A 14,608-nucleotide genomic window follows, 5' to 3' on the forward strand; every position below is an offset into this window, starting at 1 on the left:
ACAACGCGCCCCGTACAACGCTGCCTCCCGGCAGCGAAAGCACAAGGCGGCCTCCGGCCGCGCTAAGCCACCCGGGTTAAAGTACAACGCTGCCTCCCGGCAGCGGAAGCACAAGGCGGCCTCCGGCCGCGCTAAGCCACCCGAGCAACAATAAATGAATCGTACAATTCAGGAGACCACCAATTCCCCTCCCAGCTAAGCGGATCCTCCGTCAGCCCCGCCTTTACCGGGTTATTCAGCACGTACCACAGCACATGCTCGAATCCGCCCCGGCGCACGGTGCGGCTGTACTCCTTCTCCGCCCACACCCGGCGCCCCTTCATGCCGTGCAGGCGATTCAACTGGGTGGCGGTCCACTTCTTGTGGTTTTCGAGGGTATCGACCATCGAGACCAATCGGTTTTCCGAACAGTTTTGTAACAGCAGGTGGACGTGGTTGTCCATAACGCTGACCGCGTAAATCTTTAAGCCTTCCTGTTTGGCCAGGTGGTGCCAGGAATCGATGACGATCCGCTTGGCGGCCGCACCGCGTAGGTAGCGCGGGCCGGTGGTGGGGCGATCCAGTAGCTCGTCGTACCCCAGGTAGTGATCCACTTCCGCGGCAAGGCAGGCCTCGCGGTACAGTTCCTTGGTTTCCTGGTTAGCGGCGCGCTGGTCGGCGGGAAAGGTCTCTGCCAGTCTCAATTTCCGCAGGCGGTGGCTGCTGTGGAGCTTTTGAAGTGGGAGGTTGGGTATGCTTCCATAGAGGCGGTAGGTCAGGTGCAGCGGGGTGTCCGGGATATAGAGGGTGCGCATGGCTACGGGTTTTTGACGGGATAAAAATACATTTTGTTTTTTGTTTTTCAAATTTCAAACTAATTATTTAAATCACGATTGACGGTCATCGGGCGCTGCCGGGAGGCAGCATTCTACTGGCGCTGCCGGGAGGCGGAGTTGTACTGGCGCTGTCGGGAGGCAGCGTTGTACTGGCGCTGCCGGGAGGCAGCGTTGTACTGGCGCTGTCGGGAGACAGCGTTGTACTGGCGCTGCCGGGAGGCAGCGTTGTACTGGCGCTGTCGGGAGACAGCGTTGTACTGGCGCTGTCGGGAGACAGCTTCTTACCAGCGCTGCCGGGAGGCAGCATTGTACTGCTGCTGCCGGAGGCAGCGTTGTACTTTGCAGCGATGCCGCCCGCACCCGATGATCAGCAGTTGTTGGCCGACTTCCGGAAAACCGGAACGTCGCGGGATCTCCTCCCCCTCTACCAGCGCCACGCCGAGCTCATCTACGCCGTATGCATGCGCTACCTGGGTACCCCCCAGCGGGCGGAGGACGCGGGTGCGGAGATCTTTACGGTGCTACTGAAAAAACTTCCCCGGCACGAGGTGACCAACTTCCGCTCCTGGCTGCAGACCCTCGTACGCAACCACTGCCTGATGCAACTGCGACGGGAAAAACGCGACCCGGCGGAACTGGGCGTCGGCGACCTTATGCAATCGGAAGCTTTTCAGCATCACTACCGGGAAGCCGAGGACGCACCGCCCGATACCCGGCCGCTGCACCGGTGCCTGAAGCAGCTGCGCGAGGAACAACGGCAGTGCGTCCGTCTGTTCTACCTGGAGGAGGGCAGCACCTACGCCAGTGTCGCCAAACGGCTACATCTTAGTGTGGGTCAGGTGCGTTCTCACTTACAGAACGGCCGCCGCAACCTTAAATTATGTCTGGAAGGACACCACGCAAGCAACGATCCCCGTGCCCACTGACGCCTACCGTGACGACGAACTCCTCCGCCGCTGGATCAGCGGGGAGCTGACCGCCCCCGAGGAGGCGGAACTCGAACGGCGTGCCACCCGCGATCCCGATCTGCGCGAAGCCCTCGACGGACTCTCCTCCGCCCCCGAAACCGACCACGGCGCACGGGTCGCCGCCATGGTGGAACGTGTCCGCCCCACCGCGGCCGTCCGCCGCATCCCCTACGCCCGCTATGCCGCGGCCGCTACCGGCCTGGTCCTCCTCGCCGTGGCCGTCCTGCTGCTGCCGCGCTACTTCGGAGAATCGGAATCTACCCTGGCCATGACGGAAGCCCAGGAGATCGAGCCCACGCCGCCGGCCCCCGCCCCCGCTTCCCCCGCACCCGCGTCCGCGCCCCGGGAACAGCAGGACGTGGCCCCACCACCCCAGGAGAATGCCCCGGCACCCGCCGCCCCGGCCGCAACCCGCAGCAAGCGGGTCCCGGTACAGGACGAGCAGCCGGAAGTGGAAAGCGCGGTCGAAGAAACGGAGGCCGATGCCATGGCCCGCTCGTCCGCGGTGCCCCCTCCCCCACCCGCCCCGGTGCTGCAAAGCGCTCCGCCGCCGGCCGTCCGCCGCCGGATGGCCCCGCCGCCCGTCTCCCCCCGCCAGGTGACCGGCCGCGTAACCGATGCCAACGGCACCCCCCTCCCCGACATCGAGGTACGTCGTGCCGGTCAGCCCCTGGGCGTGACCACCGACAGCAACGGCATCTTCACCCTGCCCTACGACCTTACCCTCAACCTGTTGCGCTTGAGCCACTCCGGCTTCGAGGATGAAACCGTGGAGGTCTTTGATACCACGGCCAGCCTGCAGATCAGCCTGGAGGCCGAACCGGTCCGCCAGCCCGCAGACTTCCCGGAAACGGCGGCGATCAGTCGCGTGGACCTGAACGATACCCCGCTCGAACGCGCGGTCGCCCGCCCCGTCGAGGGCTACCGCGCCCTGCGTCGCCGGATAGAGGAAGAAAAACCCGACAATGTGCCCGCCGGAAAGGTGCGGGTGAGCTTCCTGGTCGACGACGACGGCAACCTGAGCGATTTTCGCTTCCGGGGGCAACCCGACGGGGCCACCATGGATTACGTGGGGAAGACGCTCGTCGAAAGCTCCACGTGGGAGGTCGTAACCGGAGAGGCCCCCGTACGCGTTTACTTTACCTTACGTTTCGAATAGCTTATCCCGACCGCATGACCTACGAGAATTTTACCACCAAGGCCCAGGAGGCCATCATCCAGGCACAGAAAATTGCCAAGGAGATGGACCAGCAACAGGTGGATACCCCCCACCTGCTGGCCGGCATCATGACGGTGGACGAGGACGTGGCCGACTTCATCTTCAAAAAAGTCGGCGTTAACCTCCCCGACGTACGCCGCGAGCTGAAGACCGTCCTGCAGGACTACCCCCGTGTGAAGGGGCAGTCGAAGCAGTACCTCACCGGCGACGCCAACCGCGCCCTTAGCCGCGCCAAGAAGATGCTCGTCGATTTCGGCGACCAGTACATCAGCATCGAGCTGATGCTGCTCGGCATCATCCAGGGCGCCAGCGACAAGGGTGCCCGCATCCTGAAAGACCTCGGTGCCACCAACGACGGCATCCGCACCGCCATCCAGGAGCTGCGCAAGGGAAAAACCGTCACCGACCCCTCCTCCGACGATACCTACAACCTGCTGGACAAGTACACTGTCAACCTCAACGAGCGGGCCGAAAACGGCAAGCTCGACCCCATCGTCGGCCGCGACGAGGAGATCCGCCGCCTGCTGCAGATCCTGAGCCGCCGCAAGAAGAACAATCCCCTGCTGATCGGCGAGCCCGGCGTGGGCAAGACAGCCATCGTGGAGGGCATTGCCTGGCGTATCGTGAAGGGCGACGTGCCCGAAAGCCTGCGCGAGAAAAAGATCTTCGTGCTTGACATCGCCGGTATGCTCGCCGGCGCCAAGTATAAGGGTGACTTCGAGGAGCGCCTCAAGGGCGTGATCAAGGAGGTGACCAACAGCGACGGGCAGTTCATCCTCTTCGTCGACGAGATCCACACCCTCATCGGGGCCGGCGGCGGCAACGGTGCCATGGACGCGGCCAACATCCTCAAGCCCGCCCTCGCGCGCGGCGACCTGCGCACCATCGGGGCCACCACCCTTGATGAGTACCAGAAATACTTCGAAAAGGACAAGGCCCTCGTGCGCCGCTTCCAGACCGTGCGCATCGAGGAGCCCAGCGTGGAGGACACCGTCTCCATCCTGCGCGGCCTCCAGGAGCGCTACGAGGTGTACCACAAGATCGAGATCCTCGACGAGGCCCTGGTAGCCGCCGCCGAGCTGAGCAACCGCTACATCAGCGACCGCTTCCTGCCCGACAAGGCCATCGACCTCATCGACGAGAGCGCCGCCCGCCTCCGCCTGGAGCTCGACAGCGTACCCGAGGAGATCGACGAGTGGGACCGCCGTGTCCGCCAGCTCGAGATCGAGCGGGAGGCCATCAAGCGGGAGGGCAGCGCGCCCAAGCTCAACATCATCGCGGAGCAGATCGCCAACGCCCGCGAGAAGCGCGACAGCCTCCGCGCCCGCTGGCACAACGAGAAAGAACTCGTCGACACCAGCCAGAACATCAAAAAGACCATCGAGGAGCTGGAGCACGCCGCCGAACGGGCCGAGCGCAACAGCGACTTCGAAACCGTGGCCAAGATCCGTTACGGACAGTTGCAGGACCTCAAGCGACAACTCGCCGCGGCCGACAAGGACCTGGAAAACCTGCCCGACGAGAACCGCTTCACCAACGAGGAAGTCACCGCCAACGATATCGCCGAAGTGGTAGCCCGCTGGACCGGTATCCCCGTACAGCGGATGATGCAGAGCGAGCGCGACAAGCTCCTCAAGATGGAAGACGAGCTCCACGAGCGCCTCATCGGACAGGAAGAGGCCGTCCACGCCGTTTCCGACGCCGTGCGCCGCAGCCGCGCCGGCCTGCAGGACGAGAACCGCCCCATCGGCAGCTTCATTTTCCTGGGCCCCACCGGCGTCGGTAAGACCGAGCTCGCCAAGGCCCTGGCCGAGGTACTCTTCAACGACGAGCGCGCCATCACCCGCATCGACATGAGCGAGTACCAGGAGCGCCACACCGTGAGCCGCCTCGTGGGCGCCCCCCCCGGTTACGTGGGCTACGACGAGGGCGGCCAGCTCACCGAGGCCGTGCGGCAGCGCCCCTACTCCATCGTGCTGCTCGACGAGATTGAGAAGGCCCACCCCGACACCTTCAACATCCTGCTGCAGGTGCTCGACGACGGCCGGCTCACCGACAACCGCGGGCGGGTGGCCAACTTCAAGAATACCATCATCATCATGACCTCCAATATGGGGTCGGATACGATCCTGGAAAACTTCGAGGACCTGGCCAATCTCGACGACAAGCACCGCGCCGACATCATCCAGACCACGAAAGAAGAGGTCTTCGAAACCCTGCAGGACAATCTGCGCCCCGAATTCCTCAACCGGATCGACGAGCGCATCATGTTCACCCCCCTCTCCCGCGCCGAGATCAAGCAGATCGCCAAGCTCCTCCTGCGCAAGACCGAGAAGATGCTCGCCCGCCAGGGCATGGTCATCAAGATCAGCGACCGCGCCCTCGGCTGGCTTGCCGAGCGCGGCTACGACCCGCAGTACGGCGCTCGTCCCATGAAGCGGGTGCTACAGTCGGAGCTGGCCGACGAACTTTCCAAGGACCTCATCTCGGGCAAGTTCCTCGCGGGCGATGTCATTTACACCGATCTGGGCAGCGGGAAGCTGACCTTCGGCAAGGAGCCTTTCCCCGCCGAGCCGGCCACCGAGAGCAGCCCGGAGGACGCCGCCGAGGCGGCCGCCGTGGCCCGGGAAAAATCGGCCGAGGAAGAAACCGAGCACAAGAAGACCCGCCGCCGGGGCAAAAAGAAGTCGGCCGAGGATGACGACGACGAGCCCACAGGCACCGTGGACGAATTGAAGCAGGCCACCCAGGACCTCCTGGACGCCACGGAAGAAGCCAAGAAGGAATAAGTTCGTTCCGGCGGGGCCGCTGGTGCAGGGTTTTCCCAGAGACGAAGCGTTCACCCCGCAAACCATTCCGGGTTGAGGGCCTCCGGCCCGATTCATTCGCGAGTGCAGCGAGCGGCAGATGGCATACCGAAAGGAGCACATCACGGTCTGAGGGCCTCCGGCCCGATTCATTCACAAGCAAGGCGAGCGGCAAAACCATATCAAGCCCCGCAATGCACGCTTCGTACCCTATCGGACCGGAGGTCCTCAACCCTTGTTTGTGCGCTGAGGGCCTCCGGCCCGATTCATTCACAAGCAAGGCGAGCGGCAAAACCATACCAAGCCCCGCAATGCACGCTCCGCACCCTATCGGACCGGAGGTCCTCAACCTTTGTTTGTGCGCTGAGGACCTCCGGCCGATTCATTCGCGAGCAAGGCGAGCGGCAAAACCATACCAAGCCCCGCAATGCACGCTCCGTACCCTATCGGACCGGAGGTCCTCAACCTTTGTTTGTGCGGTGTACGCCGGGACGGTGGGACGTTCTCCGCTTTTTCAAGCTAATCGGGCCAGAGGCCCTCAACCCAGCTAAATCGATTTGGTGAACGTATCTTTATCGGCTGACAACCATCGACCATGCCCAGAATATTTGTTCTTTTGATCGCCCTCGCAACCCTGGCATACTGCGCCCAGCAACCCGAGGTCGCCGAGCCGCGCTACCCCGACCGCAACATCCAGCTGGAACCCGCCGCGGCGGCCGACCTGGCCCAAAAGATCCGGACGGAAAGCAGTGCACAGGTAGCAGATGGGCTGGAACTGAGTCTCTGGGCCAGTGATTCACTCGTCACCGACCCCATCGCCATCAGCGTGGCGCCCGACGGGAAGATCTACTACACCAGCGCCAAGCGGATGGCCAACTCGGAGTTTGATATCCGGGGCCACCGCGACTGGATGACGGCCTCCATTTCCTTCCAAAGCGTGGAGGAGCGGCAGGCCTTCCTGCGCCGCACCTTCGAGGAGGGCAGCGAGCAGTCGGAACGTTACCTCCAGGACCGCAACGAGGACGGCGTCCGCGACTGGCGCGACCTCGCCGTGGAAAAGGAGCAGGTCTGGTTTGTCGAAGACCAGAGCGGCGACGGCGTGGCCGACCGGGCCAAGCTATACCTGGAAGACTTCAACGACGAAATGACCGACGTGGCCAACGGGGTGGAGTACCACGACGGGGAGGTATACATCTCCGTAGGGCCCGACCTCTGGCGCACCAAGGACACCGATGGCGATGGCCGCGCCGACGAGACCACCTCGATCAGCCACGGCTGGATCGTGCACATCGGCTTCAGCGGCCACGGCATGTCGGGCGTCACCGTCGGGCCGCAGGGCCGCATCTGGTGGGGGGCCGGCGACGTGGGCATGAACGTGGTCGACAAGGAAGGCAAGGAATGGAAGTACCCCAACCGGGGCACCGTGGTCCGCTGCGACCCCGACGGCAGCCACTTCGAGGTTTTCGCCATGGGCGTGCGCAACACCCACGAGTTCGTCTTTGACGAATACGGCAACCTGATCTCCGTCGACAACGACGGCGACCATAGCGGCGAAAGCGAGCGGCTGGTGTACCTCATCGACGGCTCCGATACCGGCTGGCGCATCAACTGGCAATTCGGCAAGTACACCGACCCCGACAACAACGACTACAAGGTGTGGATGGACGAGCGCATGTACGAGCCCCGCTGGGGGGGGCAGGCGGCCTACTTCCTCCCCCCAATCCAGAACTACGTGAACGGCCCCACCGGCATGGTCCACAATCCCGGCACCGCCCTCGGCCCCGAGTACTACGACCACTTTTTCGTGGCCGAATTCCGCGGTAACCCGGCCAACTCCCCGCTCCACGCCTTCACGCTGGAGCCGGAAGGGGCCGGCTTCAAGCTGGGCACCACCAAGGAAGTGGTCTCGGGCCTGCTGCCCACGGGGGTTGACTTCGGGGCCGACGGCGCGCTTTATTTCTCGGACTGGATCAACGGCTGGAACACCAAAAACGAGGGCCGCATCTGGAAACTGGACGTGCCGGGCGGAGCCGAGCAGCCCATCCGGCAGGAAGTCAAGCGCCTCCTGAACACCAACTTCAACGAACTTACCGTAGATACCCTGGCGCTGCTGCTGGCCCACCAGGACCAGCGGGTACGGCAGGGTGCTCAGTTCGCCCTCGTCAAAAAGGAAGAGGACGGCCACGCCGCCCTCCTCGCCGCCGCGCGGGGCAATGCTAATCAACTGGCCCGGGTCCACGGCATCTGGGGACTCTCCCAACTCGCCAGGGCGGACAACGAAGCGGCCGCCGACCTGGTGCCCCTGCTCGCGGACGACGACCCGGAGATCATCACCCAGGCCGCCCGCGCCATCGGCGACGTCCGTTACCCCGGCGCCGCCCGGCAGCTGATCGGTCTGCTAAAGCACGCCGAGCCCCGCGTCCGGTTCATGGCTACGGAGGCCCTCGGCCGGACCGAGGAGCGCTCGGCCGTACAGCCCATCATTGCCATGCTGGAAGAGAACGACGATGCGGATACCTACCTGCGCATGGGCGGCATGATCGCCCTCGGCCGCATTGGCGCCGTGGAGCCTTTGGTGGCGCTGCAGGACAGTCCGTCGCGGGCGCTGCGTACCGCCGCCGTCGTGGCCCTGCGCCGCATCGAATCGCCGGAGATCGCCCAGTTCCTGGACGACGAGGACGAATACATCGTTGCCGAGGCCGCCCGCGGCATCAACGACGACTATTCTATCGAGGAGGCGCTGCCCGCCCTGGCCGCCACCCTCGACGATCCGCGGTTCACCTCCGAGCCGCTGATTCGTCGGGCCATCAGTGCCAACGTGCGCGTCGGCGGGAGCGAAAGCGTGGAACGGCTGGCCGCCTACGCCCAGCGCAGCGGCGCCCCCGCCGAACTGCGCGCCGAGGCCCTGGGTGCCCTGGCGGCCTGGGGCCACCCGTCGGTATTTGACCGCGTCGACGGACGCTACCGGGGCGAGATACAGCAGGACTCCACCATTGCGGCCACGGCGCTACAACCGGTCATCGCTGACCTGATGCGCCGCGGCAACGAAGACGTACGCCTGGCCGCTATCAAGGCCGCCGGCCGGCTGCAGCTGGAAGAAACTATCCCCCAGCTCACCGAATTGCTGAAGCGCGACCGCTCCGCGACCGTGCGCATCGAGGCCCTGAACGCCCTGGCCCAGCTGGAGGCACCCGATCTGGACGCCGACCTGGAGATCGCCCTCGCCGCCCGCGACGGCAACCTGCGCGCCCGCGCGCTCGAGATTCTTCCGAGCTCGGGCATTCCCGCGGAGCGCTCCGTGCTACTGTACGAAAAGGTGATGCAGAACGGCTCGACCATCGAGCAGCAGGCCGCCCTACAGGGCCTCAGTAAGATCCCGGGCGAGTCCTCTACCGCCCTCTTTGGCCGCCTGCTCGAGCGCCTGGAGGCCGACAACCTGCCCACCGAAGTACGCCTCGACCTGGCCGAAGCGGTCGAGCAACACGGCGACCCCAACCTCAATGCCCTGCTCACCGGCTATGCCGGCAAGATCGACGGGGACCTGGGCCTCTACACCTTCGCCCTACAGGGTGGGGACGCGCGGCGGGGACAGCGGATCTTCGTCAACAACGAGGCGGCGAACTGCGTGCGTTGCCACGCCATCTTCGAGTACGGCGGCAATGTAGGCCCGGGACTGGGAGGCATCGGGGAGCGGCTAGACCGCCGGCAGCTGCTGGAAGCGCTTATCCGGCCGAGCGCGCGCCTCGCTCCCGGCTACGAGACCCTCTACGTCACCCTGAACGACGGTACGGAAACCGCCGGCACGGTGCTGGAACGGACCGACGAAACGATCAAGCTGAAGGTGGGCAAGGAAGATATCCAGACCATTTCGGTCAGCGACATCGCCGAACAGACCACCCTGCCCTCCAGCATGCCCTCGATGGAGGACCGGCTGTCGCGCCGTGAGATCCGCGACGTCGTGGCCTTCCTCGCCAGCCTGCACGGGGAGGAAAGCTGATCGTCAGTCGTCTTCCCTGCGCCAGCGTAGGCGTATCGGCCCCCGCCACTGCGCGTCCGGGTCGACCGCTTCGGACCGCTGGGTGATCTCGATGCGGCGGGCACGAGCCAGCGTCCGGGCCCGCTCCCGCACGGATGCCATGAGCGGGCGCCAATCGTCCGGCGACAGGTGCCGCGCCACTTCCGAGGGGCAGACGGTCTTGTCCGGCCCGCGGCGGCGCGTCAGGTCCAGAATGGCTTCGTCGATTGTCCGGCCGTCCATAGCGGGGAAAACACGGATCGGCGACCAAAAGCTCGCCGGGGGCCGACGCCGGCACGAATACCAGCGGTGGCCGAACCCAAGGTGCTGACCAACGTCACTGGCGACTTACGTACCTTATCAGACCATACTTCGATTATGCATCGTACCCTGATCCCGCTGTTATTGACTCTTCTCTGCACCTGCGCCCCCGCCCCCCCGGAGCCGCCCCGCTACGAACCGCGGGTGGTGGAACTGCGGGCGGACAGCGCCGCCACGATCGCCCAAAAGCTCCGGGCCGAGGCCAACGTGCAAGTAGCGGACGACCTGGAGCTAAGTCTCTGGGCCGGTGACTCGCTGGTCAACGACCCCGTGGCCATCAGCGTGGCGCCCGACGGTAAGATTTACTTTACCAGCGCTACGCGACAGGAATACTCCGAATTCGATATCCGGGGGCACCGCGACTGGATGACGGCCTCGATCTCCTTTCAGACAGTGGAGGACCGCCGCGCCTTTCTGCACAAAACCTTCACGACGGACAGCGAGCAGTCGGAACGCTACCTACAGGACCTCAACGGCGATGGCGTCCGCGACTGGCGCGACCTCACCGTGGAGAAGGAGGAAGTATGGTTCGTGGAGGACCGGAGCGGCGACGGCGTGGCCGACCGGGCGCAGCGCTACCTGGAGGACTTTAACGAGGAGATCACCGACCTGGCCAACGGCGTTGAGTACCACAACGGCGAGGTGTATATCTCCGTGGGCCCGGACCTGTGGCGGACGAAGGACACCGACGGCGACGGCATTGCCGACGAGACGACGTCGATCAACCACGGCTGGATCGTCCACATCGGCTTCGGCAGCCACGGTATGTCGGGCGTCACCGTAGGTCCCCAGGGCCGCATCTGGTGGGGGGCCGGCGACGTGGGCATGAACGTAGTGGATAAGGAAGGCAAGCGGCATAAGTATCCCAACCGGGGTACCGTGGTGCGCTGCGACCCGGACGGGAGCAACTTCGAGGTATTCGCGATGGGCGTCCGGAACACCCACGAATTTACCTTTGACGACTACGGCAACCTGATCACCGTCGACAACGACGGCGACCACAGCGGGGAGCGGGAGCGGCTGGTGTACCTCATCGACGGCTCCGACTCCGGCTGGCGCATCAACTGGCAGTTCGGCAAGTACACCGACCCCCTGAATAACGACTACAAAGTGTGGATGGACGAGCGCATGCACCTGCCCCGGGAGGAGGGTCAGGCGGCCTACTTCCTGCCGCCCATTCAGAACTATGTGAACGGCCCGACCGGCTTCGTCTATAACCCCGGCACGGCCCTGGGACCGGAATATTACAAGCACTTTTTCGTAGCGGAATTCCGTGGCAACCCGTCTAACTCCCCGATCCACGCCTTCACGCTGAAGCCGGCGGGGGCGGGCTTCGTGCTGGACAGCACCCGGGAGATCCTTACCGGACTGCTACCCACCGGGCTCGACTTCGGGCCCGAGGGCGCGCTTTACTTCGGCGATTGGCTCAACGGCTGGGACCCTAAGGACGCCGGTCGCATCTGGAAGCTCGACGTGCCGGGGGAAGTGAACTCTCCGATCCGTACCGAGACACACCGCCTGCTGACGCGCGACCTGACGGAGGTAGGCCCGGACTCCCTGGCCCTGTTACTGGCCCACCAGGACCAGCGGGTGCGGCGCAACGCCCAGTTCGAGCTAGTACGCCGCGGCGACGCGGGGGCTGAGGTCCTACTGGCCAACGCCCTTCAAAATACAAGTCAGTTGGCCCGCATTCATGCGATCTGGGGGCTCGGTCAGCTGGGCCGGAAGGACCAGGAAGTCGCCGCCGATCTGGTACCCTTACTCACGGATCGCGACCCCGAGATCGTCGCCCAGGCCGTCCGGATGATCGGTGACGCACGGTACGCCGGGGCGAGCGACGAACTGATCGCGGCGCTCGGCCACGCGGAGCCCCGGGTGCGCTTCATGGCGATCGAGGCACTGGGCCGGACGGAAGATGCCGCGGCGGTGGAGCCGATCCTGGCCGTACTGGAAGAAAACGACGGTGCGGACATGTACCTGCGCATGGGTGGTATGATCGCCCTCGGCCGCATCGGTGACGCGGACGCACTGGCCGCCCTGATCGATCACCCGTCGCGGGAACTCCGCACCGTGGCCGTCGTGGCGCTGCGGCGGATGGAGTCTCCGGAGATCGCCCGCTTTCTATCGGACCCGGACGAATACATCGTAGCCGAGGCCGCCCGCGGGATCAACGACGACTACTCGATCGAGGATGCCCTGCCGGCCCTGGCGGCCACCCTGGACGAGACCCGCTTTACCTCCGAACCGCTACTGCGGCGGGCGATCAACGCGAACCTGCGGGTCGGCGGTGAAAAGAGTGTGGACCGGTTGGTGGCCTTCGCCGCCCGTACCGGCGTACCGGCCAAGCTGCGGGCGGAAGCCCTTTCTACGTTGGCCTCCTGGGGCCACCCCTCCATCTTTGACCGGGTCGACGGACGTTACCGGGGTGAGTTGGTGCGGGACTCCACCCTCGCTGGCGAGGCACTGGCCGGAGCAATCTCCCCGCTGCTCCGTGACAGAAATGAAACGGTACGGCAGGCAGCGATCGCCGCGGCCGGACGGCTGAACTTGCAGGAGACGGCTCCGCAACTGGCCCAATTACTGGCGCGCGACCGCTCACCGGTGGTACGCATCGAAGCCCTGGACGCGCTCAGTCGGCTTAACACGCCGGACCTGGACCAGCACCTGGAGACCGCACTGGCCGACCGGGACGGAGCGGTACGGGCCCGGGCCCTGGAGATCCTGCCCGGATCCTCGATCCCGGAGGAGCGCTCGGTCGTGCTTTACGACCGCATCCTGCAGCGGGGCTCGGTGGTCGAGCAGCAGGCCGCCCTGCAGGGGCTCAGTGAAATACCGGGGGAATCCTCCACCGCGCTGTTTGGTCGCCTGCTCGAACGGCTCGAGTCCGACAACCTCCCCACCGAGGTACGCCTCGACCTGGCGGAGGCCGTCGAGCAGCACGGCGACCCCAACCTGAACGCGCTCCTGACCGGCTACGCCGGCAAGATCGACGGTGACCTGGGCCTCAACACCTTCGCGCTGGAGGGCGGTAACGCCCGGCGGGGGCAGCAGCTCTTCGTAAACAATGAGGCAGCCAACTGCGTGCGTTGCCATACCATCTTCGAGTTCGGAGGCAACGTCGGCCCCGGGCTCGCGGGCATCGCCGACCGCCTCGACCGCCGGCAGTTGCTGGAAGCCCTCATCCGGCCGAGCGCCCGCCTCGCCCCCGGCTACGAGACGCTCTACGTGACCCGCACCGACGGTACGGAAACTGCCGGAACCGTCTTGGAACGTACCAACGAGGCGATAAAACTGCAGGTCGGCAGGGAAGAGATCCAAACCATCCCGCTCGACAATATCGCGGAGCAGACCACCCTGCCGTCCAGTATGCCGTCGATGGAAAACCGGCTGTCGCGCCGCGAGATCCGCGACGTAGTCGCCTACCTGGCCAGTCTGCACGGGGAGGAGCCCTCCCGGTAGCCGTATAGAGCGGGCAACTGGAGAACTACCACCAGCGTAAGCCGTTAGATATAGTGTATGATTTATATAACTACCGCGCCCTACCGGCGCCTTTTCGACCAAACCCTATTTCTACTTCTCAACATTATACTATGGCAACCACGCAAACCGACATCGCAGCACAATCCGGCACCTACACACTGGGCGGGGATATCACCATCCATCGGCTGGGGTATGGTGCCATGCGCATTACCGGCGAGGGCATCTGGGGTCCCCCAAAGGACCGGGATGAGGCCCTGCGGGTACTGAAGGCGACCCGCGACCTCGGCATTAACTTCATCGATACCGCCGACAGCTACGGCCCCAACGTATCCGAAGAGCTGATCGCCGAGGCCCTGCACCCCTACCCCGACGAACTCCTGATCGGCACGAAGGGCGGTCTGGAACGTACCGGACCCAACGAATGGCCCGTCAACGGCCGCCCCGAGCACCTGGAGGAAGCCCTCAAGGGCAGCCTTAAGCGCCTGAAGATCGAGCGCATAGATCTCTACCAGCTCCACCGCTTCGACGAGAAGGTGCCCGCCGACGAATTCCTGGGCAAGCTCGCCGAGCTGCAACAGCAGGGCTTCGTCCGCCACCTCGGCCTTTCGGAGGTCAGCGTAGAGCAGATCAAGCAGGCCCAGCAGCATTTCCAGGTCGTCAGCGTACAGAACAAGTACAGCCTCACCGACCGGCAGTGGGAAGATGAGGTCGCCTGGACCCGCGAGAACGACATCGCCTTCATCCCCTGGTACCCGCTCGACGCCGGTGCCCTGGAGAACGAAATCCTGCAGAAGATCGCCAAGAAGTACGACAGCAGCGTCTACCAGATCGCCCTGGCCTGGCTGCTGGCCCACAGCGACAACATCCTGCCAATCCCCGGCACGAGCTCGGTAGCACACCTGAAGGAGAACACCCGCGCCGCCGCCATCAACCTTGATGCGGAGGACGTGCAAGCGCTGGACAAGATCAATGCGTAGCATTTA

At 64.8% G+C, this 14,608-nt stretch carries 8 protein-coding genes; 6 read left to right on the plus strand and 2 right to left on the minus strand.

The features are described from left to right. Window positions 1-131: 131 nt before the first annotated feature. Window positions 132-794, minus strand: coding sequence for a transposase (locus DQG19_RS09605; protein ID WP_116126036.1), 663 nt, complete (start codon window positions 792-794; stop codon window positions 132-134). Window positions 795-1,162: 368 nt separating this feature from the next. On the opposite strand from DQG19_RS09605, the gene DQG19_RS09610 reads away from it, so the two are divergent. The 4 genes from DQG19_RS09610 (at window position 1,163) to DQG19_RS09625 (ending at window position 9,806) form a co-directional block, all read left to right on the plus strand. Continuing rightward, on the plus strand, window positions 1,163-1,741 hold the full coding sequence (locus DQG19_RS09610; protein ID WP_116126037.1) for an RNA polymerase sigma factor: 579 nt from the start codon (window positions 1,163-1,165) through the stop codon (window positions 1,739-1,741). Next, complete coding sequence (locus DQG19_RS09615; protein ID WP_116126038.1) at window positions 1,731-2,942, plus strand: carboxypeptidase regulatory-like domain-containing protein; 1,212 nt, start codon at window positions 1,731-1,733, stop codon at window positions 2,940-2,942. The genes DQG19_RS09610 and DQG19_RS09615 overlap by 11 nt, the downstream gene beginning before the upstream one ends. A 14-nt stretch (window positions 2,943-2,956) precedes the next feature. After that, window positions 2,957-5,791 carry an ATP-dependent chaperone ClpB gene (clpB, locus tag DQG19_RS09620; RefSeq protein ID WP_116126039.1) on the plus strand — a complete coding sequence of 945 codons (2,835 nt, stop codon included), beginning with the start codon at window positions 2,957-2,959 and terminating at the stop codon, window positions 5,789-5,791. A gap of 613 nt (window positions 5,792-6,404) precedes the next feature. Next, a complete protein-coding gene (locus DQG19_RS09625; RefSeq protein WP_116126040.1) occupies window positions 6,405-9,806 on the plus strand; it encodes a HEAT repeat domain-containing protein in 3,402 nt (1,133 codons plus the stop codon). A gap of 3 nt (window positions 9,807-9,809) precedes the next feature. Here DQG19_RS09625 and DQG19_RS09630 read toward each other — a convergent pair whose 3' ends face one another. Beyond that, window positions 9,810-10,067 carry a DUF3253 domain-containing protein gene (locus tag DQG19_RS09630; protein ID WP_116126041.1) on the minus strand — a complete coding sequence of 86 codons (258 nt, stop codon included), beginning with the start codon at window positions 10,065-10,067 and terminating at the stop codon, window positions 9,810-9,812. A 135-nt stretch (window positions 10,068-10,202) separates the two neighbouring features. Here DQG19_RS09630 and DQG19_RS09635 point away from each other — a divergent pair, with 135 nt between their 5' ends. Together DQG19_RS09635 and DQG19_RS09640 are read left to right on the plus strand one after the other, a co-directional pair. Further along, window positions 10,203-13,604, plus strand: a complete 3,402-nt coding sequence (locus DQG19_RS09635) for a HEAT repeat domain-containing protein (protein ID WP_116126042.1) — start codon at window positions 10,203-10,205, stop codon at window positions 13,602-13,604. Between the two features lie 131 nt (window positions 13,605-13,735). After that, window positions 13,736-14,602 carry an aldo/keto reductase gene (locus DQG19_RS09640; RefSeq protein ID WP_116126043.1) on the plus strand — a complete coding sequence of 289 codons (867 nt, stop codon included), beginning with the start codon at window positions 13,736-13,738 and terminating at the stop codon, window positions 14,600-14,602. Window positions 14,603-14,608: the final 6 nt, after the last annotated feature.

The organism is Lewinella sp. IMCC34183, from assembly GCF_003390915.1.
Taxonomy (GTDB): Bacteria; Bacteroidota; Bacteroidia; order Chitinophagales; family Saprospiraceae; genus Neolewinella.

Bases quoted from the DNA above. Each gene is read 5' to 3' on its own strand.
- DQG19_RS09635 (WP_116126042.1), top strand. From the start codon at position 10,203: ATGCATCGTACCCTGATCCCGCTGTTATTGACTCTTCTCTGCACCTGC.
- DQG19_RS09630 (WP_116126041.1), bottom strand. From the start codon at position 10,067: ATGGACGGCCGGACAATCGACGAAGCCATTCTGGACCTGACGCGCCGC.
- clpB (WP_116126039.1), top strand. From the start codon at position 2,957: ATGACCTACGAGAATTTTACCACCAAGGCCCAGGAGGCCATCATCCAG.
- DQG19_RS09605 (WP_116126036.1), bottom strand. From the start codon at position 794: ATGCGCACCCTCTATATCCCGGACACCCCGCTGCACCTGACCTACCGC.
- DQG19_RS09610 (WP_116126037.1), top strand. From the start codon at position 1,163: ATGCCGCCCGCACCCGATGATCAGCAGTTGTTGGCCGACTTCCGGAAA.
- DQG19_RS09640 (WP_116126043.1), top strand. From the start codon at position 13,736: ATGGCAACCACGCAAACCGACATCGCAGCACAATCCGGCACCTACACA.
- DQG19_RS09625 (WP_116126040.1), top strand. From the start codon at position 6,405: ATGCCCAGAATATTTGTTCTTTTGATCGCCCTCGCAACCCTGGCATAC.